The organism is Segatella copri (genome assembly GCF_009494395.1).
Classification (GTDB): domain Bacteria; phylum Bacteroidota; class Bacteroidia; order Bacteroidales; family Bacteroidaceae; genus Prevotella.
Genome location: NZ_VZCB01000047.1, coordinates 1 through 24,512 on the forward strand (window position 1 = coordinate 1; position 24,512 = coordinate 24,512).

General features: G+C 46.3%; 17 protein-coding genes and 1 tRNA gene. 7 read left to right on the forward strand and 11 right to left on the reverse strand.

The annotated features are described in order from the left end of the window. Both F7D73_RS05540 and F7D73_RS05545 read right to left on the reverse strand, forming a co-directional pair. The coding region (locus F7D73_RS05540) for an Arm DNA-binding domain-containing protein (RefSeq protein WP_262884862.1) at nucleotides 1–267 on the reverse strand (267 nt) is incomplete at its 3' end. Nucleotides 268–965: 698 nt separating this feature from the next. Next, nucleotides 966–3,107, reverse strand: coding sequence for an outer membrane beta-barrel protein (locus F7D73_RS05545; RefSeq protein WP_153122891.1), 2,142 nt, complete (start codon nucleotides 3,105–3,107; stop codon nucleotides 966–968). 418 nt (nucleotides 3,108–3,525) lie between these two features. Between F7D73_RS05545 and F7D73_RS05550 the strand changes: the two genes are divergently transcribed. Both F7D73_RS05550 and F7D73_RS05555 read left to right on the forward strand, forming a co-directional pair. Then, nucleotides 3,526–4,686 (forward strand): sensor histidine kinase, encoded by a 1,161-nt coding sequence (locus tag F7D73_RS05550; protein WP_194256860.1) that lies wholly within the window; start codon nucleotides 3,526–3,528, stop codon nucleotides 4,684–4,686. 36 nt (nucleotides 4,687–4,722) lie between these two features. Continuing rightward, the gene (locus tag F7D73_RS05555; protein ID WP_153122895.1) at nucleotides 4,723–5,403 is read left to right on the forward strand and encodes a response regulator transcription factor; all 681 of its coding nucleotides are present in this window, start codon (nucleotides 4,723–4,725) and stop codon (nucleotides 5,401–5,403) included. Nucleotides 5,404–5,414: 11 nt separating this feature from the next. Here the strand turns inward: F7D73_RS05555 and F7D73_RS05560 are convergent, their stop codons facing one another. From F7D73_RS05560 to F7D73_RS05575, 4 genes are all read right to left on the reverse strand, one after another. Next, nucleotides 5,415–6,263, reverse strand: a complete 849-nt coding sequence (locus tag F7D73_RS05560; RefSeq protein WP_153122897.1) for a hypothetical protein — start codon at nucleotides 6,261–6,263, stop codon at nucleotides 5,415–5,417. A gap of 80 nt (nucleotides 6,264–6,343) precedes the next feature. Next, nucleotides 6,344–7,177 carry a CPBP family intramembrane glutamic endopeptidase gene (locus F7D73_RS05565; RefSeq protein ID WP_153122899.1) on the reverse strand — a complete coding sequence of 278 codons (834 nt, stop codon included), beginning with the start codon at nucleotides 7,175–7,177 and terminating at the stop codon, nucleotides 6,344–6,346. Further along, complete coding sequence (locus F7D73_RS05570; protein ID WP_153122901.1) at nucleotides 7,164–8,114, reverse strand: bifunctional riboflavin kinase/FAD synthetase; 951 nt, start codon at nucleotides 8,112–8,114, stop codon at nucleotides 7,164–7,166. Before F7D73_RS05570 ends, F7D73_RS05565 begins: the two co-directional genes overlap by 14 nt. 39 nt (nucleotides 8,115–8,153) lie before the next feature. After that, nucleotides 8,154–10,793 (reverse strand): calcium-translocating P-type ATPase, PMCA-type, encoded by a 2,640-nt coding sequence (locus F7D73_RS05575; protein WP_153122903.1) that lies wholly within the window; start codon nucleotides 10,791–10,793, stop codon nucleotides 8,154–8,156. Between the two features lie 175 nt (nucleotides 10,794–10,968). Between F7D73_RS05575 and F7D73_RS05580 the strand changes: the two genes are divergently transcribed. From F7D73_RS05580 to pafA, 3 genes are all read left to right on the forward strand, one after another. Then, a tRNA-Ile gene (locus tag F7D73_RS05580) sits at nucleotides 10,969–11,042 on the forward strand. Nucleotides 11,043–11,351: 309 nt separating this feature from the next. Continuing rightward, on the forward strand, nucleotides 11,352–13,322 hold the full coding sequence (locus F7D73_RS05585; protein WP_153122932.1) for a heavy metal translocating P-type ATPase: 1,971 nt from the start codon (nucleotides 11,352–11,354) through the stop codon (nucleotides 13,320–13,322). Between the two features lie 81 nt (nucleotides 13,323–13,403). Beyond that, nucleotides 13,404–15,014, forward strand: a complete 1,611-nt coding sequence (gene pafA, locus F7D73_RS05590; protein WP_153122905.1) for an alkaline phosphatase PafA — start codon at nucleotides 13,404–13,406, stop codon at nucleotides 15,012–15,014. 118 nt (nucleotides 15,015–15,132) lie between these two features. On the opposite strand, the gene aat is transcribed toward pafA, so the two are convergent. The 4 genes from aat to F7D73_RS05610 all read right to left on the reverse strand — a co-directional run bounded on the left by aat (nucleotide 15,133) and on the right by F7D73_RS05610 (nucleotide 19,023). Further along, nucleotides 15,133–15,798 (reverse strand): leucyl/phenylalanyl-tRNA--protein transferase, encoded by a 666-nt coding sequence (gene aat, locus F7D73_RS05595; RefSeq protein WP_153122907.1) that lies wholly within the window; start codon nucleotides 15,796–15,798, stop codon nucleotides 15,133–15,135. A 6-nt stretch (nucleotides 15,799–15,804) separates the two neighbouring features. Then, complete coding sequence (locus tag F7D73_RS05600) at nucleotides 15,805–18,036, reverse strand: AAA family ATPase (RefSeq protein ID WP_437182295.1); 2,232 nt, start codon at nucleotides 18,034–18,036, stop codon at nucleotides 15,805–15,807. A gap of 167 nt (nucleotides 18,037–18,203) precedes the next feature. Further along, entirely contained in the window at nucleotides 18,204–18,506 is a 303-nt protein-coding gene (locus tag F7D73_RS05605; protein ID WP_153122911.1) for an ATP-dependent Clp protease adaptor ClpS, read from the reverse strand. 10 nt (nucleotides 18,507–18,516) lie between these two features. Beyond that, complete coding sequence (locus F7D73_RS05610) at nucleotides 18,517–19,023, reverse strand: flavin reductase family protein (RefSeq protein WP_153122913.1); 507 nt, start codon at nucleotides 19,021–19,023, stop codon at nucleotides 18,517–18,519. Nucleotides 19,024–19,776: 753 nt separating this feature from the next. Here F7D73_RS05610 and F7D73_RS05615 point away from each other — a divergent pair. Next, the gene (locus F7D73_RS05615; protein ID WP_153122915.1) at nucleotides 19,777–21,834 is read left to right on the forward strand and encodes a TonB-dependent receptor plug domain-containing protein; all 2,058 of its coding nucleotides are present in this window, start codon (nucleotides 19,777–19,779) and stop codon (nucleotides 21,832–21,834) included. Nucleotides 21,835–21,884: 50 nt separating this feature from the next. Here the strand turns inward: F7D73_RS05615 and F7D73_RS05620 are convergent, their stop codons facing one another. Continuing rightward, nucleotides 21,885–22,868 (reverse strand): cation diffusion facilitator family transporter, encoded by a 984-nt coding sequence (locus F7D73_RS05620; protein ID WP_420377627.1) that lies wholly within the window; start codon nucleotides 22,866–22,868, stop codon nucleotides 21,885–21,887. 354 nt (nucleotides 22,869–23,222) lie between these two features. Here F7D73_RS05620 and F7D73_RS05625 point away from each other — a divergent pair, with 354 nt between their 5' ends. Then, nucleotides 23,223–24,452 (forward strand): nucleoside recognition domain-containing protein, encoded by a 1,230-nt coding sequence (locus F7D73_RS05625; RefSeq protein WP_089545119.1) that lies wholly within the window; start codon nucleotides 23,223–23,225, stop codon nucleotides 24,450–24,452. Nucleotides 24,453–24,512 lie beyond the last annotated feature (60 nt).

The window sequence follows — 24,512 nt, forward strand, 5'->3', positions numbered from 1 at the left end:
CGTTCTCTTTTCCACAAGCACATCGAAAGCCTTTTGGATGGAAAGCAACAACTGCTCGATGTCCTTGTTGGTTTCCACGGCTTCCTTGCTCTTGCCCTCCAATCGGCTGGCACGAGGATTCCAAAGCGATGGAGTGCAAGACAACTTGCAGGAGAACTGCGCCATAGTCCTGTTCACCGTGATGCGTCCCATGATGGGAGCTTTTCCATTCTTGTCCATTCCGCTCTTTTTTAGGTAGAGCAACACCTTGAATTTTTCGATTTTCATAACGCTTACATTTTGAGTGTGCAAATATAATCATTTTGTAAGCGTTCCTTGATACGCAAAACATTGAGAATCAGTGCAATAAAATCCGTTGATGCACAAAGTTGCCTTTCCGCATTGTTACCTGCTTTGCATAGGTAACTGTGGCTCACGATTTAGTAACTGAACTACTTCAATATTCCTCACTCGCTTGCTTTATGCCGATTTGGCAACTTTGTGCAAATCTACTCATTCCCAACTGTTTACGTTCCAACCTCTCTTATTCTCCTTTGGCTGCTTTAGAGCTTTATGTTAAATGTTTTAACTCATAGTTTTCTCCTCCAGACCTCACCGTTTCTCGGTACAGAAGTCATCGTTTTCTTCTTGGCAACTCATCGCTTACCGAATCAAAATCCTTGTTTTTTTTAATGATTTCATGTTAAAAAAATAACACGGACAAATTCAATTTGTCCGGGCAAATTATCCGACGACCTATAAACCACTGATTATTGGATAGTTACAAGCATCCGAACAAAAGAGCCGGACAAATTCAATTTGTCCGTGTTTTATTTTTCAGCCGAAATCAACCACTTCCTGATAGGAATGACTTCTATGGTTACGCCATCTTCCTCGGTGATTTCTTCTGAAAAGTTCCCTCATTGAGGGATGAATTTAGGCATTTTTATCCCTCATTGAGGGATTTATGCACATACTTACATTCATCAATAAGTTCTATTTAGCACATCATCACTATTTCTAGATGCCTCCACGCTAATTTCTTTATTAAACAACTTGAAAGAAGCAGACAAAGAGATTCCTCTCATATCATTTGTTCCAAATGTTCCTGTCTTAGCATTTATATAATATCTCGTAATATTATTATAATGAGCCTTGTGCAATATGTCTGTAACATTCAAGTTCAAGACCAGCCTGTCATTCCACAAACTTTTTTGTAAACCGACACACCAATTATTAGCCATTTTCTGATAATAGTTCAATTGATCATGCGCACTTTGATAAGTAAAAACAGAGACAGCCTTGAATGTAGGATTTATTGTATAATATATGTTCAGAGCCATCTCCGTCAGAGGTTTATTTGCTTCCTCTATATTTCCTTGATAGAGATATGAACATTTAGGGAATCTTACAACTCCAGTTGCACTCAGGCGCAATTTACCCATTGTCTGAGAATACCCAATCCCTACAAAATAACTTTCTGTACGTTTGAAATTAACAGGCATACTTGCTATTTGGTTTGTTTCTAAGTTTTGACAATAATCCACTTCGACGATTTCATCCTTCGTATGAGAATACCCTCCATATAATCTGAAATACTTCCAATAGAAGTAAAGAGCATATCGATCGGTAACTCCAGGGCGCAAATCTCGGTTTCCCATACTATAACTCAAGGAGTCTTCATAGACTTGATAAGGATTTAAGCCCATATATCCTTGCCTTTCAACACTTCTACGATAAACACCTTGAATTGTAAGACCTTTTATTGGTTTATACAACAATCTGGCAGAAGGCAAGAATACAGAAGAATAGTTTCCATCAGAATATTTATTCCCAACAGCATTGGCTGTTATATCCGTATTGGCATATTCATAACGTCCTCCCAATGTTAAAGAGACTTTCTTCCATTTCCTTGTGAGTGAAATATATGCAGCAGTAACCTCGTCCGACAACTCTTGCTGATTTTGCGCATTTTCCCCAACAGCAGATGAATTATTAGTATGATAGTCTGTTACTTGATGAGTTTTATAGTACCTTGCACCTAATTCAGTATCCAAAACATCAAACAATGTCGTGCTATAAGACGCATTAAGAGTCCAAATGTCATACTTGCTCTTTTTGGAAGTCAAAACATCTGTAGAACTCATTTCCTTTCGATTCTGTTCATAACTAGATGTATATTTGTTACCATGAAGTTTTGAGTAATCAGCAGACACATCCAATGAAGAATTATCTCCAAGTTCACCACTATAGGCAAGAGAAAAGTTATGTAAGTTTCTTTGTTCCTTTTCCACCCTATAGATGTCCCTATAAGTTAGTTCCGTTCCATTTTTAAACGACATCATCTCGTCGTTGGTATCCTTTTCTTTCTCATGTTCAAAATAATATTCAAAACTTATTCTATGTTTATCCGTCAACTGGAAATCATTACCCCAAGTAAACGAATGGGTATCATCTTTCATAAGCAAATGGTTTGCCTCATCTGTTCGGAAAGTTGTTTCTGGATGATATATTTCCTTAAAATAAGTTTCCTTATTAAGATTTCTACTTATAGAATAGTCATAGTCGATACTAGTTGTCCAAAATCCTTTTTTCATCAAGAAGCTAAGTGAAGGATTATTGGAATATTTACGCTTAAAACTCATTGACTCCCCTAGGTTTAAGGAAATCATGTCTTTTATTGGTTTAATAGTAACGACATTAATCACGGCTTCAGTCCCAACAGGATATTTCGCAGAAGGCTCGCTCTCGATTTCTATCTTTGCGATATTATTAGACCTTATTGTAGACAACACATCCTGTTTGGTTACCTCTTTACCATCTATATAATACTTGGGAATACCTCTTCCTATTACCTCAAACTGTTTTTCACCTTTCATGATTAACCCAGGGGTAGCTTGCAGTACATCTTTCAAGCTACCCATCTCGGCAAGCATAGTTCCCTTTACCTGTACTGTTCGTAGGCTCCCTTCATCCTTTATTATAGGACGATTACCTTTTACCGACACTTCATTTAAGTTAATACTCTTATATATTGAGAGACTATCAGCACCTGTTTGTGCAGATACATTCTGCATGACAAATATAAAAAATGCCATGCCAACTATTGTTTTTATCAATACATTCATACTATTTACTCTTTATATTCATTAAAATTATCTCGGTGCAAAATTACGGCAAATTGCTCAAACCGACAAACCTTTTACATCATTTCTCACATAATATTTGCTCCCTAGATTATTATGTAAAAATGATGTAGAAAAGTGCGTGAGTTTAAAAATAAATTAGTACTTTTGCAGTTTATAGTATCAGACAACAAAACGCATAGGTATGAAAAGGTATTATAGTATAACGATTTTGGCAATCATAGTCATCACATTGTTGCAAGGATATAACATTTCCCTGCAATACAAAGACTATCTGCACTATAAAATCGAAAAAATAAACTCGGTTTTTAAAGTTGCCATCGATGAGGAATATGCAATTCGAGCACAAAAGAATTACAACCCTCACAAAGATGGGAAGCAACGAGTTTATTATAAAGAAATGACGGAAGAAGATTTTCTTAAGGCAAAACCGAAGAAAGAAGATATTATCGATCTTACAGAAATCAACATACAAAATCTTAGAGAAAGAAGTATTGTCGAAACAGAATCTGATGCCTTGGGGTTATTAACAAAAGACAGACTTACTGCAAAAGGTAATCCAATCAACCTTGCCAAACTCTCTCAAATATTCAAGAAGAATCTAAATGAGGATTTCTCTTATACCTTATTGATATTAGATGAGAACAAAAAGGTCATCAAGAGTTATGGACAAACAAAGGACATTGAGACTTGGCAGGCTAGTAAACCTATCGGCATCGGGCTCAAACCTATTCGTTTCGTTCAAGCAAAGGTGGATATCTCATCATCTTCCTTCATCAAAAATTCTATAGAAACACTTGTGGCCACCATTTTGCTAGCTCTCATCATCGTCTTCTGCGTAGGATACCAGATGACTGCCATCAGAAATAAGGAAAAACTGTTGAGAAATCGAGAGGTCAGCATTCATGGCACCATCCACGACCTGAAGGCTCCATTGGCAAGCGTGCTCCTCACGTTGGGATTCATCAAGGACAGCATAGAAGACATGCAGCTCCAGGAGTTGCTACATTCTTCGGAGAAGAAGATTCAGAATCTTGCCAATACCATCAAGACGATTCTCATTACTGCCAAAGCTGGAGAAAACAAGCTTGCTCTAAACAAAGAACCGGTAAATCTCATGGAATTGGCAAAGCTGGCACAGGAACAGGTAGACAGCAACTATGCAGACAAGCCACACAGCATACATATCCATGACAGAAGAACCGACAAGGAAGAGATTCCGGCAGACCGCTATCTGATAGAGAATGTTCTGAGCAACCTGATTGAAAACGCCGTGAAGTATTCTGAAGCGGAAGCTGACATAGAAGTAAGTATCCGTTCGGATGAAAAAAACGCCATCGTCAGCGTAAAAGACAACGGTATCGGAATCGACAGAAAATATCAGAAGAAGATTTTCGAGCAATTCTATCGCATACCGGGAACCCAGCATAAGAACGGATATGGCATCGGACTTGCTCTGGTGAAATATGCCGTCAGGGCACATGGAGGAACCATCAGGGTAGAAAGTGAACCGGGCAAGGGCAGCACCTTTACCTTTACTCTTCCCCTGAACAAGAAGTAGAAAATAGAAAATAAGAACAGAAAAAACAACAAGGCAATGGAAAAGATAAAAGTATTGCTGGTAGATGATGACCTGTTGTTTGGCAACATCGCAACCAAGATCCTGAAGGCTGCAGATTATGAGGTCTATTTTCAGAACTCTCTGTTTGGCATAGAGAGTCTCATCATGAAACTGAACCCCAACATCATTATCCTGGATGTGATGGTGGGAGAAGAAAACAGTCTAGAGAGAATCAACGATATCCGACTCGCCGCCGAAGACATTCCTATCATCTTCGTATCTTCTGACAGCGGGGTGGAAACAGAGGAACGGGCTGTAACAAATGGCGCAGTGGTTTATCTGGAGAAGCCGTTCAGCAAAGAGAAACTGTTATTGTGGGTGAAACGTTACGCCAAGCATAGCGACTTCAGCAACTCCCGAAAAATCAATATAGGAGCCTACACCCTTGATACGGAAACCCATATTCTCAGCATTTATGGGAACACCGAGAAAACGCTGAGTAACACGGAATATGCTACCATCAAGGCTCTATGGATCAACAAAGGAGAAGTAGTTACCCGTCAGGACCTCAAGGATTCAGTATGGCAAGGACTCATCTGTTCGGATGAAAACCTCAACAACGTGGTTTATAACCTCAGGAAATATTTCGCCAAGGATGCCTCCATCCACCTGGATACCCTTCGTGGTGAAGGATTCAGAATGTGGATGGAAGAATAGCCTATTATTTTTTATTCAACCGAAAACCGGATATAGGTTCTATCATCAAAGCTCTTATTGCCCTCTACAATGCCCTTGGTGGCGATAAAGGAATGGATGTTCTGAGGGTCGTTGGCAATCTGCTCTGCCAATGCCGCCTCACTCGCTGCCAAGGTTGGTTTCAGGAAAGGATAGCCATCGCTAGCCAAGACTACTTCATTGGGAGATGAAATAGGCTTCGTTTGCTCTTGAAAGTATACTTCAATGCTACTTGAAGCAGACTTCATTTTCAACGCTACAACCTTCACTCCCTCCTGATAAATCGGAAATCCATCGATAACCGTATAGGTCTGGTTCTGCCCGGAAAGCATCGCTTCGATCAATAATGGCTCTATCTGCTTTCTAGCCTCAGCAGGCGAAAGGCCCTGCTCTATCAGTTCTACCCTCTTTCTGGCAATCTCCTGCTCATAAGGCTTGCCGTTCTCATAAAGCTTTCCATCGATGATTGCCTGGCAATCGCCCACCATCCAGACTTCATTCCTTGTCCGACTATAAAGGATAGCCGAGGCGGTGAGTCGCTCTTCGGGATGTTCCTTCAACCGCTCTTCCACCCCTAGCTTTTCATACACCTTATTATATACATAGGCTGTCACACCCTGGCAGAAATCATCTACCGAGGCATCCGCTTTCAACTCCTCACGAATATACTCCGAGATAAGCATCATGGCGTATCTTCCGTTCTTCATATCAGGATTGAGATGCTTCGGAGTCTTGCTCGTACTGCCATCAATCACAGCGATGAAATCATCGGTAACTACCATTCCATCCTCACAAGCCTCAGGGCTCTTCTTTCCTATAATGCTGCTTTCTATTATCTTCATAAAATCTACTGATCTATCTGATTATATATCTGAAAAAAGGCTACCCATTCAGGTAACCTTTTTACTCGTTTATTTATCTCTTAAGCCTTTGCTTTCTTTAATCTGATAATCATCTGTATAAAACTTGGAATCATGATGCAGAGTGAGAAGCCTACGGCATAATACATGGTCTTCTCATCGCCATGGAAGAGGTCGATGAGTTTGCCATCGCTCTGAGGCATGATATTGGATAGGACATACGCCATCGTATTGTTCACCCAGTGGAGCAGGATGCCCGGAACAAGACTCCCGGTGCGATAATACATCCAACCCAGGAGCAAGCCCATCAGAAGGGCATTGATAAACTGCGCCTGGTTGCAATGAACCGCTCCGAAGATGGCTGCCGAAATCATAATGGCTACCCAATGGTTCTTCTTGCTCATGATGCCCAGCAGGGTGCGGAGGATGGCTCCACGGAACACTACCTCTTCGGCAAGAGGCGCCAGGATGCCGACAGCCACATAGCCCCAAGGCTCCTTCATCAACGAGGAGAATATCTGCTGGGTATTCTCATCCATCTCGATGCCCAGCTGTTCATAGAGGAACGACAGGGGAATGATGGTTCCCAGGGAGAACAATGCCACCCAGAGAAGCGTGCCCCAAGGCTTGGAAAGCAGATAACTGCGGGTAAGCGGCGTCCACTTCGTCTTCAGGAAGATGATGAGGGTGATGACACTGCTGAACACCGAAACAAGTGCCGTAAGAATGGCGTTACCGCCCGTATTTGCAGCCAGAAGCGTTGCCTGATAACCTTCGCCCTTGATGCCTGCCCAGATTCCTGCACCGGCATACATCATGATAATCTGTACTACTATAAATATAATAAGGTAGAGGACCACATCCGTCAAACCTCTCTTTAAATTAATCTTTGCCATTTTCTATCTCCTTATTAAAAAATTCCATAACCGTCTTTTCATCCTCCTTCAACTGCTCTGCCAGTTCCTCAGGCGAATCAAACTTCTGCTCGCCCCGTATCCGCTTCATGAAGCCTACAAGCAGGAGCTGGTCGTAGATGTCGCCATCGAAATTGAAGATATGAGCCTCAAGGGTTATCTGCTTGCCATTGAAGGTTGGGCGATTGCCCACATTCATCATTCCCCGCTTCCATACCACCGAATTCTCCAGTCTTACCTTTACAGCATAGACCCCAGGAGCTGGAATCAACTGTCCGAAGTGTGAGATATCGAGATTGGCTGTAGGGAAGCCGAGCTTTCTGCCTTCATGGAATCCATTCACCACCTTTCCGATGAGGGTGTAAGGGAAACCGAGGCACTGGGCTGCCATCTCCACTTCTCCCTCTTTCAGGAATGAGCGGATTACGGAAGAAGAGATGTTGATGCCGTCTATCTGGAAGGCTTCGTTCCGGATTACCTCAATGCCCATCTCCTTGCCATAGCGCACGTAATCTTCGAAAGTCTCCTCGCGGTTGTGACCGAAGCGATGGTCGTAGCCGATGAAGAGTTTCCTTACGTTGAGATGGTCGTGGAGCACCTGCTGCATAAACTCTCTTGCCGACATCGCAGCCATCGTCTTGTCGAAATGCAGCACCACGGCATTATCCACTTCCGTCTTCGAAAGCAGCAGCAGTTTGGAATCGAGCGTGCTCAACATCTCTGGCTGATAATCCGCCTGCAACACCTTGCGGGGATGCGCATCGAAGGTGATGACGGTGGATTGCAAGCCATCCTTTCGTGCTGTCTCTACGAGATGATGAATCAGGAACTGATGTCCACGATGCACCCCGTCGAAGAAACCGATGGTTGCCACACATGGCGGCAACTGCACCGTATCGTTATAATGTATTGTATTCATTCTATCTTTATCGTTCATATCAGAAGAATCCCCTGTGGGTTATCTTCTCTTTGCTATCATTCTCTTAAAAGCTCTCCATAGCTCGCCCACCCAGAGCACAACAGAGGTGGAACCGATGATGAGCAGCCACTCGTGGAGCGACAATGGTGTGGTGCGGAACATTTCGCCACCAAAGGTGACGATAATCCACTGACCCACCAATACCAGTACAAGCACCAGAATCATTCCTTTATCCTTCAGGAAATGGCGGAAAGCGGTGTGATGACTCATCAGCGCCTTGGCATTGAAGAGGTTCCAGAACTGGATCATCACGAAGGTGGTGAAGAACATGGTCAGCTCATGCACATCTACTCCACCCTTGCCTCTACGCTCGCAGTAAACCAGCAGGGCAAACATCACGAGGAAGAAGACGATACCGCAGAACAGAATGCCGAAACCAATGCTCTTGTTGATGATGAAATCGGATGCCTTGCGTGGCTTATCCTTCATCACCTCGTGAGATGGAGGCAATGAGGCAAGTGCCAAGGCTGCGAAGGTATCCATGATAAGGTTCACCCAAAGAATCTGGGTTACAGTCAACGGCATTTCAGTTCCGATAACAGAGCCACCAAGCACCAGCAGGAGGGCTGCCACGTTTACTACCAACTGGAAGAAGAGGAAGCGCTGCAGGTTGCGATAGAGCGAACGTCCCCACATCACGGCGTTGGCGATAGACTTGAAGGAATCATCGAGCAGGGTCATATCCGAAGCCTCCTTAGCCACGGAAGTTCCCGAACCCAGCGACAAGCCCACGTGGGCATAGTGAAGCGCTGGAGCATCGTTGGTACCGTCGCCTGTTACGGCAACCACCTCGCCACGCTTCTGGAGCATGGCCACCAGTCGCTGCTTATCGGTAGGACGGGCACGGCTCATCACACGGATATCCTTCGCCCGTTCGTAAGCCTCTTCGTCAGAAAGAGCCTCCCACTGTTCACCCGTAATCATCTGCTGGTCGAGCGAGGTCAGAGAGCCATCAGCTCCGATATTCTCAGGTTCATCTTCGAAGACACCTATCTGCTTGCCTATCTCCAAGGCGGTGGCAGCCGTATCACCCGTAACCACCTTCACCTCGATACCCGCATGGCGGCACTCCTGCACGGCAGCAGGAACATCCGGACGGATAGGATCGGCAATGGCTGCAATGGCTTGCAGCTGAAGGTCGTTGGCATCGAGAAGTGCTACCACTTCGGCAGTAGAGGTTCTGGAAGTTCTCATGATAGAAGGTTCAACCTTCTTATAGGCGAACGCCAGGGTTCTCATAGCCTTATGCTGCCACTCATCGAGTTCTTCGGCTGACTGTCTCTGCATTCTATCTTCGATGATGCATTTCTTCATCACGATTTCAGGCGCACCCTTCACGAAGAGATAGGTCTCGTCATCTACTTCTGCCAAGGTTGCCATCATCTTTCTCTCGGTAGAGAAAGGCAACTGCTTGAGCACATTCACCTGCTTGCGGAGTTCTTCATAATCCTTGCCCTGGGCATCGAGCCAGAGCAGGAGAGCCGACTCGGTAGGATTTCCGATAGGTTTGCCGTCATTCAACTCGGCAGTAGAGTTGAGGGCGATGGCAGTATCAAGCAGCGCCTCATCGCCCTGCTTGAGTTCCAGGGCACTCACCTGCATCTTGTTCTGGGTAAGCGTACCGGTTTTATCGGTACAGATTACGGTAACGGCGCCCATGGTTTCGCAGGCATGGAGCTTGCGCACCAGATTGTTCGACTTCAGCATCCTTCGCATGTTGAGCGCCAGAGAAAGGGTAATCGCCATCGGCAATCCCTCCGGCACCGCCATCACAATCAGGGTAACAGCCATCATGAAGTATTTCAGCACGATTTCTGCCATATAGAAATAATCCTTGCCGCCCCATGCCGGATTGGTGAGGATATCGTGAATCAGGAAGATGAAGAAGGCTGCCACAGATACTACAGAGCCTACCTTGGAAATCATCTTAGCCAACTTGTCGAGCTGCATGTGAAGCGGTGTCTCCACCGAAGTCTGCTCGGTAGATTTCTTCGCCACCTTACCAATCTCGGTAGCATCGCCCACGGCAGTAACCACAAACTCGCCCCTACCATTCATCACCATGGTAGAACGGAGGATGACGTTGCGAGGATAGGCTCCATCGCCACCGCCCTCCAGAGATTTCTCGGCAACCGGTTCGCCCGTAAGGGCAGATTCATTAATTTGCAGGTCGTTGCAGACGATGAGTTCGCCATCGGCAGGCACCTCGTCGCCCACTTCCACGAGTACCACATCTCCCACCACCACATCGTGGCGGGGAATCTCCATCACCTTACCATTGCGGCGCACCTTTACAGGCTGCTCTTCGCTGAGTGCCGTGAGCAGATTAAACTTCTTAGCCGCATCGCGCTCAAAATAGAAACCTACGGTAGTAGCAAGGAAAACAGCCACGAAGATACCGATGGTCTCCATGAAATTCTTTTCGATAAAAGCGAGGATGAGGGATACGAAAGCCGCCACAAGAAGTATCTGGATAATCGGATCGCGATACTTATCCAAATACAGTTTCCATAATGAAGTACGTTGAGGAGGAGTGAGCACGTTCTTGCCATGCTGTTCCCTACTCAGTTTTACTTGTTCGTCGGTAAGACCGATTCTTTTGTTTTTGTCTATGTCCATTTCTGAATAGAAATACTTTTCTTTTGTACGATTAATAAGTACATACGCACGTGTGCGCACATAATTTGGTGCAAAGATACGCTATTTTTCTGATTCAAGGAAAATTTTTAAGATTTTATTTGGTTATTTGCCCAAAATCTAGTATCTTTGCACTCGAATTTGATAAAAATTCAATGGACTTGTAGCTCAGTTGGTTAGAGCAACAGACTCATAATCTGGAGGTCCTAGGTTCAAGCCCTAGCTGGTCCACGCTTCTATTACTGCGACTTACGAGCAATCGTAAGCCGCAGTTTTTCTTTTTACACAAAACGTATCCGACAGGAAAAAGAGGGCAACTGGAGCTTTTGCAACCAAGTTGCAGAAACCTTTTCGTAATTTTGCAACCGAAATAGAAAAAGGAACTGAATGTTCCTGGTTATATAGAACTAAAAGTATTGCAAAATTATGGAAGAAATGAAACTTTCTCACGAACATCATCATGACTGCTCATGCTCCACTGAAGAACATGAGCACCAGGGGTGCGGTTGCCACCACAATCATCATCATGAAGAAGGCGGTTTGAAATCCAAACTCTTTCTGATAGGAACTACCATCATCCTCCTGATTATCGCTGTTTTCATCGAAAAGAATTACGACCTGGCTACCTGGCAGTTGCTCCTCGTCTATCTCATTCCTTATTTATTAATAGGACACGAGACGCTGGGCGAAGCTGCAGAAGGTATTACCAAGGGCGATATGTTTAACGAAAACTTCCTGATGGCTATCGCTACCATCGGAGCCCTTTGCATCGGATTCTTCCCAGGATCAGATACAGAATTCCCGGAGGCAGTCTTTGTGATGCTCTTCTTTCAGGTGGGCGAACTCTTCGAAGGATATGCGGAAGGAAAGAGCCGCGACAGTATTTCGCATCTGATGAATATCCGACCGGATGTAGCGAATGTTGAAAGAAACGGAAAAGTAGAGTCGGTTTCGCCGGAAGACGTCAAGATAGGAGAAACTATCGTAATCCGTCCGGGAGAGAAAGTTCCATTGGATGGTATTGTTGTTGAGGGAAGCTCAGCCTTGAATACCATTGCCCTGACAGGTGAGAGTATGCCACGGGATTTGAATGAAGGCGATACTATCATGTCTGGTTGCATCAACCTGTCGGGAGTGGTTCGTGTACGCACCACCAAGAGTTTCGGCGAAAGTACCGTATCCAAGATTATCTCTCTGGTAGAGAGTGCAGACAAGAACAAGTCGAAGAGCGAGGCTTTCATCACCCGTTTCGCCCGAGTCTATACTCCTATCGTTGTTTTCGCAGCCATTGCCCTGGCGGTTATTCCTCCATTCCTGGCAACAACAGGAATCGTAGGTGAAGGAACCTTTGGCGAGAACTTCCCATTATGGCTCAACCGCGCCTTGATATTCCTGGTAGTTTCCTGTCCTTGCGCCCTGGTCATCAGCGTGCCCCTCACCTTCTTTGGCGGCATCGGCGGAGCATCCCGGAACGGTATTCTCATCAAGGGCAGCAACTATATGGATGCTTTAGCCAAGGTGGGAACCGTAGTGTTCGACAAGACGGGTACCTTGACCCACGGAGAGTTTGCCGTGGCAGCTGTTCATGCTGATGATTCCTGCCCAGACCATTCATCCCACGATGCAGATAATGTACATATTGGCGAATATTCTGACAAGGAGAAAATCCTGCTTCATCTGGCAGCTCATGCCGAGCATTTCACCACTCATCCTATCGGAGCAGCCCTGCGTACTGCCTTCCCGCAAGAAGCAACGGATGGCTGTGAGGTGACCGATGTAGAGGAAATTGCAGGACAAGGTATCCGTGCCCAAGTGAACGGAAAGGTGGTTTGCGTGGGCAACAAGAAGATGATGGAAAACATCGGCACAAAATGGCACGACTGCAACCAGGTGGGAACCATCATCCACGTCGCCATTGATGGCAAGTACGCAGGACATATTGTGATCAACGACACCCTTAAGGAAGGAAGCGCCCATGCCATCAGAGAGCTGAAAGAACTGGGAGTGGAGAAAACGGTAATGCTGACGGGCGACCGCAGAGAAGTGGGAGAAGATGTAGCCCACAAACTGGGACTGGACGAGTGCCGCGCAGAACTGCTGCCAACCGACAAGGTTTCGCATGTAGAACAACTGCTGAAGACAAAACCGGCAGGCAAGACGCTCGCTTATGTAGGCGATGGCATCAACGATGCCCCTGTATTGAAGCGTGCCGATGTGGGCATTGCCATGGGTGGACTGGGTAGCGATGCTGCCATCGAAGCTGCCGATGTGGTACTGATGGATGATGACCCTAGAAAGATTGCCCTTGCCGTAAAGATAGCCAGAAGAACCATTCATATCGCTCACGAGAACGTGATATTTGCCATCGGAGTAAAGGTTGCCGTACTGATTCTCGCCACCATTGGTCTCGGCACCATGTGGATGGCAGTCTTTGCCGATGTAGGTGTTACGGTACTGGCTGTATTGAACGCCATGAGAAGTTTGGGTAAAAAACGTCTTTTTTATCGTTAAATACCAAAATAAGTTGTATCTTTGCAACCGAATTCTAATATACAATACTGAATGGTTATGTATAAAAAAGACATTTTGACTATGAATAAGATTATCAAACTCATCTTCGTGCTCTGCTGCTTCTGCGGCATTGCACAGGCTCAGCCTCAACGCCCTAAGCTCGTTGTAGGCATCGTTATCGACCAGATGCGATGGGATTATCTCTATCGCTACTACGCCCGCTACGGCGAAGGCGGATTCAAGAGAATACTCGGAGAAGGATTCAGCGTAGAAAACTGCAAGATTCCTTACATCCCTTCGGTTACAGCCATCGGACACACTTCTATCTGGACCGGTTCCGTTCCTTCCATCCACGGAATTGCAGGAAATAACTTCGTGAAAGATGGAAAAGTAGTGTATTGTACTGCCGACGATACCGTCAACCCGGTAGGTTCAGACAGCAAGGCTGGCAAGATGTCGCCTCGCAACCTGTGGGTAACCACCATCGGTGATGAACTCCGTCTGGCTACCAACAACCGCTCTAAGGTGATTGGTGTAGCCTTGAAAGACAGAGCATCCATCCTCCCTGCGGGCCATCACGCCAATGGCACTTTCTGGTTTGATGACAAGTCGGGCAAGTTCATCACCAGTACTTTCTATATGGATAAGTTGCCAGAGTGGGTGAACAAGTTCAACAAGCAGAAACTCCCAAACAAGTATCTTTCCAAGAAATGGGAGACGCTCTACCCTATCGATTCCTATAAGGAAAGCACCAGCGATGACAACAACTACGAGAATGGAATTGTTGAAGGCGAAAAGGCAGTATTGCCACTCGATCTGCCTACCTTATATAAAAAGCATGGTTACAAGATTCTCCGCAGTACCCCATTCGGCTGCAACCTGACTTTCGATATTGCCAAGGCTGCCATTGAGGGAGAAAATCTGGGTAGAAACACAGATACTGATTTGCTGACCATCAGCTGCTCAAGCACCGATTACATCGGTCATCAGGTGGGCGTAAACGCTATCGAAACAGAGGATTGCTATCTTAGATTAGATAAGGCTTTGGCAGATTTCTTCGCTTATCTCGACCAGACCGTGGGCAAGGGAAATTATCTCACCTTCCTCACCGCCGACCATGGAGGCGTAAACAACGCTACCTTCCTGCAGGATCAGCGAATCCCTGCCGGCATCTGGAACAAGAAGGGACTGGTAGATGAATTGAACAAGAGTCTGAAGACAAAGTTCAACACCGACAAGGACCTAGTAAAGACCATTATGAACTATCAGGTATTCTTCAATACAGACATCATCGAGGAACTCGGTCTGGATTACGCAGCCATCAAGCAGGTGGTAGTAGACAGACTGAAGAAAGACAAGGACGTGCACTATGCCTTCGACATGGAGAAGACCTCTATCGAGAGCATCCCTGAAGAACTGAAGTTCCGCGCCATTAACGGTTATAACCGCGAGCGCAGCGGAGGTGTTCAGATTGTACTGAAACCAGGTCACTACGATTATTACAGCAGCAAGGGAACTACCCACGGAGCATGGAATCCATACGACATCCATATTCCTTGCCTGTTTATGGGTTGGGGCATCCAGCACGGCGAGAGTGCCCAGCCTCACTATATGACGGATATTGCCGCTACCGTCTGTGCGATGCTGCATATTCAGGCACCTAACGGTTGCATCGGCACACCAATATTCTAAACAAAACAAAGGCTAGGTTTCCCAGAATCGGGAACCTAGCCTTTATTATTTATTTTCTCCACAAAAAAGAAACTCTTTTATTCTTCATGCAGATTGTATTCTTCCATGCATGATTTCCCTAATCATCATTCATGATTTCCATATATTCCTCGTAGGAAATATATCTGCCACCCATCGACTTGAGATGCGGAGTTTCCAACTGGCAATCTATCATCTTGCCTCCATGCTCCTGCAGATAACGAGCCAGGAAGATGAGGGCTATCTTTGAACCCGACGGAACCCTGGAGAACATGCTCTCGCCAATGAAGACCTTACCGATGGTGACACCATAAAGTCCGCCCACCAGCTCATCGGTCTCATTATCCCATACTTCCACGCTTGCCGCAAAGCCCTGCTCATGAAGGGCGGTGAATGCCTGGATGATATTTTCACCCAACCAAGCACCCTCTGCCTCATAACGCCCGTCAACCCTACTGCAAGCACGAATCACAGCATCGAAATCTTCGTTGATGCCCACGCTGTACCTGTTCTTCCTCAGCAAGGTACGCATGGAATGACTGATGTGGATTTCGTCCGGGAAGATGACGAAGCGCTTCATCGGACAGAACCAGAGTATCTCCGGCTGGTCGCGAAAGCTATACCAGGGAAAGATGCCGTTGCTGTAAGCCAGCAGCAGGCGGTCGATACTCAAGTCGCCACCTATTGCAAAGCAACCGTCTTCATCACCATAATGCGGATCGGGAAAATAAATCTCTTCCGCATTTTCATCTATCTGTAATATCATCGCTTTCTAACAATTAATCACCAATTCCTTACCATCGAAATCTACGCAGCCCTTACCTGCTTTCTTGAGCTTGCCGAAGAGCAGCGCCTTCATCAAGATTGGCTTCAGGCGGTTGCCGATAACACGATCCATCTCGCGGGCTCCATATTCCTTGGTGAAGCCCCACTCCAGAATCTTCTCGCGTGCTGCATCGGTAAGCGTAATGGAAACACCCTTGGCTGCCAGCTTCGCATCGAGCTGACGAAGCTTCTTGGCAAGAATCAGTTCTGCCATGTGCTTATCCATATCGTTGAACACCACAGTGTCGGAAAGTCGGTTGATGAACTCTGGCTTGAAGGTCTTCTTTACCTGAGCCAACATCGCCTCGCCACGAGTTACATTACCACCGAAACCTACATTTGCCTGCGAAGCATACTGCGCTCCGGCATTCGATGTCATCACGAGGATCACGTTTCTGAAATCTGCCTTCTGACCCTTGTTATCGGTCAATCGGGCATAGTCCATCACCTGGAGCAGGATGTTGTAGATGTCGCTATGCGCCTTCTCAATCTCATCGAGCAAGAGCACGCAGTTTGGTGTCTTGCGGATGGCATCGGTCAGAAGTCCTCCATCCTCATAACCCACGTATCCGGCTGGCGAGCCAATGAGTTTAGCCACGGTATGCTTCTCGGTGTATTCACTCATATCGAAACGCACCAGCTCGATGCCGAGCTCCTTAGCCAGCACACGGACCACCTCGGTTTTACCCACTCCCGTAGGCCCCACGAAGAGCAGCGACGCCATCGGTTTGTCATCATCCACCAGTCCTGCCTTCGCCATCATCACAGCCTCAACCACCTTATCCACAGCCTTGTCCTGACCGTAGATCTTGTCGAGTATGCGCTGGCGGAGCGTAGCCAGAGAATCATTGTTTTCATCCTTGATGGCAGCCGCATCTATCTTGCAGACCTTGGTGAGAATCTGCTGGATAATCGCCTTGGTAACATAAGAACGCTGGCGATATTCCACCGGATGTACCTCCAGATAAGCACCCGCCTCATCCATCAGGTCGATGGCCTTGTCTGGCAGACAGCGGTTGCTGATGTATTTAGCACTGGCACGGACGGCATACTCCAGGGCATCCTTGCGATAAGTAACGTTGTGGAACTTATTGTATTTATACTGCAAGCCCTCCAGTATCTTGATAGCCTCCTCCTCGGTAGGTTCCTTGATATCTATCTGCTGGAATCGGCGCACGATGCCCTTGCTCTGAGCCATGTAGCGGTTGAACTCCTCGTAGGTGGTAGAACCAATGAATCGGATGTCGCCAGCCTCCAGATACTGCTTCAGCATATTGGAAGCATCCGGTCCGCCATCAGAGCCACGACCGGCACCTATCATATTATGAATCTCATCAATATAGATGATGGTGTTGCCTTCCTTGGCGGCTCCCTCCATCACCATCTTGATGCGCTTTTCGAAGTCGCCACGATATTGGGCACCGGCAAGCATCTGTCCCATATCCATACCGTAGATGCGTGCTCCCTTGAGACGTTCGGGTACCTGATTCTCGTTGATGAGTTTGGCGAGACCATAAACCAGGGCGGTCTTACCTACACCCGGTTCACCGATATGAAGCGGATTGTTCTTCTCGGCACGACAGAGCACCTGGATGGTTCTATCCAGCTCCTGCTCTCTGCCGATGAGCGGATTATGCTCCTCCACCTTATCAGAGATACAGGTAACCAGCTGATGCCAATCCTGAGGTTGTCGGCTTCTGCCATCCTCGTCGTCATCATAGTCATTATCATAATCGTCGTCATCATAGTCGGCGCCTATGCCCATATTAGCCTCCGCAGCCTCGTTTTCCAGCGGATAATAGCTATCCACACTCGCCAGGAACTCGCCCTGCCGGTCGCCCACATTCTTGCACAACAGGAATGCTGCTTCAGAGTTCTGCAAGCCAAACATTGCCTGTACGAAATGAGGCACGTTCACGAGTTTTCGATCAGCGGCAGCAGCCAAGGCGCAAGCCGTACCAAACATCGTCTTGAAGAGCGATGAAGGCTCAGGCAGATATTTGATATTTTCAGGCACACGCTCCTGCTTGGCGAGCCATCCCACCAAGTCCTCATGCATCTTGAGACTATCTACGCCTTCCTCCTGCAATGCCTGACAGAAGGCGTACTGCCTGAGCAAAGACAGGAGCATGTGCTCCGGCATTACAAACTCATGATCGAAGAACCGAGCCTGCTTCATTGCGTCATCCATCAAGACACTCATATATCGGGTTAATCCCATACTATCCATCTATTCTTTTCCCTTCTTTTTTATGGGGAAAGCGAAAGAAGTAAATATCATTCTAGGAGCTATCGTCTCCAAAAATCACTCAAACTTGCCTTCACTTCCCTCTAAATTCCCATTTATTATTCTGGCATATAAGTGAGCTTCAGGGGATACTTCTGCGTACGGGCTTTCTCCATCGCTTTCTCCACTTTGCTCTTGGCGATGTCATAGCTGTAGGTGCCCACCACGGCTTTCTCTTCGTGATGAACCTTGAGCATGATTGCTTCAGCCTCAGCCTGCGACTTGAAGAAGATGGTTTCGAGGATGTCTACCACGAAGTCCATCGGTGTAAAGTCGTCGTTGAACATCATTACCACGTAACGCCCCGGCTCCTTGAGCCTGGTTTTCTGGCGTTCACGAATTGCTGTCTGTTCTTGAGCCATATTTGAATTATTACTTTGTATAAGCATTGGTAATCTCCACGACATAGACATCGTGGAATCCACCCTTGGCACCATACCACTGCAGAAGGTCCTTATCGAGGAACTTCTCTGCTGTCATATTGTCCTTATAGAGTTTGCGGCATTCCAGGGTGAGTCGAGACTGTTCGAATGCAATGCTGCCGTTATCGGTCTCTACAGGAGTCAATCCTGTTTCCTTTGCCTTATCGAAATCACGTCCGCTCTTGGATCCGCAGAAGTTATATATCTTTCGAGCCTCCTCGCTATTTCCGAGGAAAGAGAGGGTCATGAATTCATTCTCCTCGATGATGCCGTGAGTAAAGCGCTCCGGACGGATAAAAACTACTGCCACCGGCTTGTTCCAAAGCCATCCCAGGCAACCCCAAGAGGCGGTCATCATATTGAATTTCTCCTTATTGCCGGCACAAACCAGCATCCACTCCTTACCTATCGTGTCGAAGATATTATCATTCAGTTCTTTTACGTTGATCTTTTCCATTTTATCTGTTCCTTTCTTTTTATTTACTAATATTTTAATGATGAAATCATACAGCATTCAGCAAAAGCCATGCCAAGTCATTACTGAAGGCTGCTCATATCAGTTGCAAAGATACAAGAATAATCTGAAAAAGCAAATGATTCTCCAAGAAAATCGCAAAATAGATAAGAATAGATTGCATCCTGCTCAAAACAATTGGCATAAAAGCCACTCTCGATTTTACTCTTCACTCTTCACCAAATCGCCGGGAACCCCTGTGTTTATCGGCATTACGGGAGGTGAAGAGTGGTCCTTCACTCTTCACAACTCTTCACAACCCTTCACCTGAACAGCGTCCTGACGTTCAGTTTTTTATCTCAGGAGAGCAAAATATTGCCACGCCAAGGGCAATATTTTGCCCCGACCAGGCACAAATCGAAACGTCGTGACAGAAAAAATTATACTACGGGACGATTATTTTATTCTAGTAAGAGAATCCTCGCATTTAGTGCAGGAACGGACAAAAAGCCCTAAAACAATTAATCCCAAAAGGACGAAAACTTCAAAAAAAGGTGAAGAGTGGTGAAGAGAGGTGAAGAGTGAAGAGTAAAATACAAATTCGCTTGATTTAAATTAAAACTTTACGATGGAAATAAAATAAATCACATTTTGCTTTGTCATTTCGAGGAAAGACATTACCTTTGCACCCCGAATGCCGAAAACCGTGCAGGCTTGCGGCTTCGAATTATTAATCATTTATAAACATTTTATTTAATGTACAAAACAATTTTCAACAAGCGCAACAGCTTGAAGTTCAACCGATTCTCTAATAAGAATTACTCACTCTTCGCAGTTTTGGGAAGAGAGGTACTTGTTGGTGCACTCAGCGTTGCTACCCTGAGCCATGCTAAGGCTGCAGGCGTAAGCACAGAGGGAGCCAAGGTTGATTCTACCCTCTACAAGGGCGGAAAGGCTTACGAGCTAGATGCGGTGAGCGTTACCGGATCTCGTGCGCCAATGACTGTAGAGCAGTCACCTAAGATTGTGTCTGTCATTACCCGCGACGATATTCATCGTGCGGCTGCGCAGACTATCAACGATGTATTGAAATTAGCTACCGGCGTGGATGTCCGTCAGCGTGGTGGCTTTGGTGTTCAGACGGATATCTCCATCAATGGTGGAACCTTCGACCAGATTACCATTCTCTTGAATGGCGTCAACATTTCCAATCCACAGACTGGTCACAATGCTTCTGATTTTCCTGTAGCTCTTGCCGACATCGACCACATCGAAGTGCTCGAGGGGGCAGCATCGCGCGTATTCGGAACCTCAGCCTTCAATGGTGCCATCAATATCGTGACCAAGAAGGCAAAGAATGATGGAGTATCTGCAAGTGTAGAAGGCGGAAGCTTTGGAAGTTTCGGAGCACAGGGACGTGTGCAGACGGCTTATGCCAAAGGCAAGTGGACACACGCCTACTCTGCCAGCGGAGGCTACAAGCGTTCGGACGGAGGAACAGACAACAGCGACTTCGAGAAAGGACAAGGTTTCGGACAGGTTAACCTGAGCTACGACCAGTGTTTCGACATCAATGCTCAGGTGGGAATCTCTACCCAGAGCTACGGTGCCAACACTTTCTACAGCGCCAAATACAACAACCAATATGAGAAGACAGACCACGGTATGGCTTCTCTCAACCTGAGTCTGCACAACCAGGAGAAGACCTGGGAGATTGCGCCTCAATTCTATTATAACAAATTCAAGGATCACTATCAGTTGATTCGTGGAAAGGCTGGAGCTGCTGCAGGCGAGAACTATCACGACCTCGATGTTTATGGTGGTGGTCTGAATGCCAACGTGGCTTGGGCTTTGGGTAAGACCGCAGTGGGTTTCGACATCAGTAAGGAGTGCATCTACTCTACTGCATTGGGCGAGGAACTCGCAGAGAAAGACTATAAGGATATCTCGGGTTCTGATCGTCAATATACCCGAAAGGGCGAGCGCACCAATACCAACATCATGCTGGAGCACAACTTCATCTTCGGCGGCTTCACCTTGTCGGCTGGTGTCTTGGCCAACAAGAACACCGGTTTGGACAACGACTTCCGCTTCTATCCGGGTGTGGATATGAGTTATCGGCTTAACGACAACTGGAAGTTCTACGCTTCCTGGAACAAGGCTCTGAGAATGCCTACCTACACCGACTTATATATAAGTAATGTGGTGCAGCAGGGCGACATCAACCTAAACCCGGAGAAGAACTCAACCTTCAAGGTGGGAACCCAGTATCGCCAGACTGGTTTTGCCGCAACCGTAAGCGGATTCTACGCACACGGCACCAACATGATTGACTGGGTTCAGACTTCCGTGACCGAACAGAACGACAGCAAGTATCACGTAATGAACATCGGAAAGCTCAACAACATGGGCTACAACGTAGATGCAACTATCTACATGAGAGAATTGGTGCCAAACAGTTTCATCACCCGCATCAAGTTGGGTTATGCTTACATCTATCAGGATCATAAGACCGAGACCAACATTCTGAAATCACTCTATGCATTGGAATATCTCAAGCACAAGGCTGTATTCGGACTGGATCATCAGATCTGGAGCAAGCTTTCTGCTTCGTGGAGCGTAAGATGGCAGCAGAGAATGAATGGCTATCATCCATACACCAAGGTAGATTGCAAGTTGATGTGGGACGAGAAGAAATACAATATCTTCGTGAAAGCCGACAACATCACTTGCCACCGCTATTACGACCTCACTGCCGTTAAGCAGCCTGGTTTGTGGATTATGGCAGGAGCCAGCGTAAATCTCGGCTGGTAATATAAAACAAAAAAGTCTTCAAGCCATTTTGGCTTGAAGACTTTTTCCGTTTATTCCGGTTTCTGATATTTTCCATTCACTTTAATCGGTTCGAGATGGATTCCCACATGGGTATCTGCGCCAAAGTGCTGCTTCAGTTTTGTTTCGATATGAGTAGCATGCTCATGAGCCTCATAAAGCGAAAGAGAGCCCGGCATGCGGACGTGCATCTCTATCGCAATCTTGTTTCCGATGCGACGGGTACGCAGGTTATGAATCTCTCCTACTCCCTGCTCTTCATTTGCAATCTTCAGGATTTCATCTTCCTCAGTTTCTGAAAGACTGGCATCCGTCAGTTCTTTCACAGACTGCATCACCAGTCCCCAGGCAGCCTTGATGATGAAGGCACTCACGATGATGGCAGCCAGCGGATCGAGCACCGCCCATTTTTCTCCCAGGATGATGGCACCACCAATACCGAACATCGTTCCGATACTCGATAAAGCATCGCTGCGATGATGCCAGGCATTTGCCACTACAGCCTCGGAATGATATTTTTTTCCGGCTTTAACCGTAAACTGATAAGCCCACTCCTTCATCACGATACTTACAATGGCTGCAATCAAGGCTACAACGCCCGGCTGCTGGAGTGTCTCACCGCAGATGGCACGATAAGTCTTGGTAACGCCAGAATAACAGATCATCACACCCACCACAAAAAGCGAAATGCCGATGATGGCTGTGGCAAGCGTCTCGTATTTGCCATGCCCATAATCATGGTCCTTATCCTTCGGCTTATTGCCCAGTTTTACGAATACCAATACCACCACATCTGTGGCGAAATCGGTAAGCGAATGGATGGCATCCGCTATCATGGCTGCTGAATGTCCGAGGATACCAGCAGCAAACTTCAGCACGAGCAGCACCACATTGATGATGCTTCCCGCTATCGTCACCTTATATACTTCCTTTACTCTATCCGCATCAGCGGAATGATCCTTATTCGCTTCAGCGGGCATCTCTTGCTCGCTATTTATTCTCTCATTCTTGTCCATACTATAAAATATTACAGAAGTCCTTTGCTTCCTCAATAATGTTTTTGTATAACCAAATTCCTTCCTTTCATGAATTGAGCGGCAAAAGTACATCTTTTTTCTGAAATCGGATAAAAAGAGAGATTAAAAAAGTATAACGAATAGGGAATAATGTGATAGCGACGAGAGAAAAGCATGGAATTTTGTGATAAAACGCCTTAAAACAATAGGAATTTTGTGATTTTCAGTCCGAATTCCTTTGGAATTTTGTGATAAAGTTGTACTTTTGCACCCGATTATCAGGTATTATATTATTCTGTGACAAGAACATTATCACAATAAAAGCGGTTGAAAAAACCGCAAGATGAAACAATTATGGTTTTAAATTACATTTGGATAGCATTTTTCGTGATTGCGTTCATCTTCGCACTCATCGGATTGGCAATGGGAGATACAACTATCTTCCAGAAGATTGTAGATTCCACCTTCGACTCATCCAAGAATGCCTTCGAGATTTCTCTCGGACTGACGGGCGTGCTCGCCCTCTGGCTTGGCATCATGAAGATTGGAGAGAAGGCGGGAGTAGTGAATGTGTTGGCCAGAGCACTCAGCCCGGTCTTCACCCGTCTCTTCCCTGACATTCCGAAGAACCATCCGGTGATGGGAAGCATCTTCATGAATATCGCTTCGAATATGCTGGGACTCGATAATGCGGCGACGCCTACCGGATTGAAGGCGATGCAGCAGATGCAGGAACTCAATACGAAGAAGGATACGGCAACGAACCCGATGATTATGTTCCTGGTTCTGAACACCTCAGGACTCACCATCATCCCTACCACCATCCTTGCCTTCCGTGCCTCCTATGGTGCAGCCCAGCCTACGGATGTCTTCATCCCTATTCTGATGGCTACGCTCGTGGCTACGCTTGCCGGAATCATCATCACTTCGCTCTGGCAGCGCATCAACATCCTGCAGCCGGTATTGCTCGCTACTCTGTTGGGAATGTGCGCCTTCGTAGGTATTATCATCTGGGGATTCGGACAGATGGACAAGGATACGATGAACACGGTTACCACCTTGGCTTCTAACATGATTCTCCTGGGCATCATCCTCTGCTTCATCCTGGCTGGTTTCTGGAAGAAAGTGAATGTTTATGATGCATTTATCGAGGGAGCGAAGGAAGGTTTTACTACTGCGGTGAAGATTATCCCTTATCTCGTAGCTATCCTCGTGGGCATCGGCGTGTTCCGTGCTTCGGGAGCGATGGATATGGTGATTCAAGGCATTTCGTGGTCGGTAGAACAATGCGGCTTGAATGCCGATTTCGTAGGCGCCCTGCCTACCGCCATCATGAAACCGCTATCGGGAAGTGGTGCACGAGGCATGATGCTGGAGGCGATGAAGAACTATGGTCCTGATTCGTTTGTGGGCAGATTGAGCTGCATCTTCCAGGGTTCCACCGACACCACCTTCTATATATTGGCTGTATATTTCGGAAGCGTAAGTATCAGGAATACCCGTCACGCCGTAGCTTGCGGCCTGCTCGCCGATTTGGCAGGAGTCATCGCAGCAATCGCTATTGCATATTTATTCTTCGGATAAGAGTCTCCCACAGATTTCACAGATTTACACAGATAATCTTTGAATGACGGCGCAAGCCCA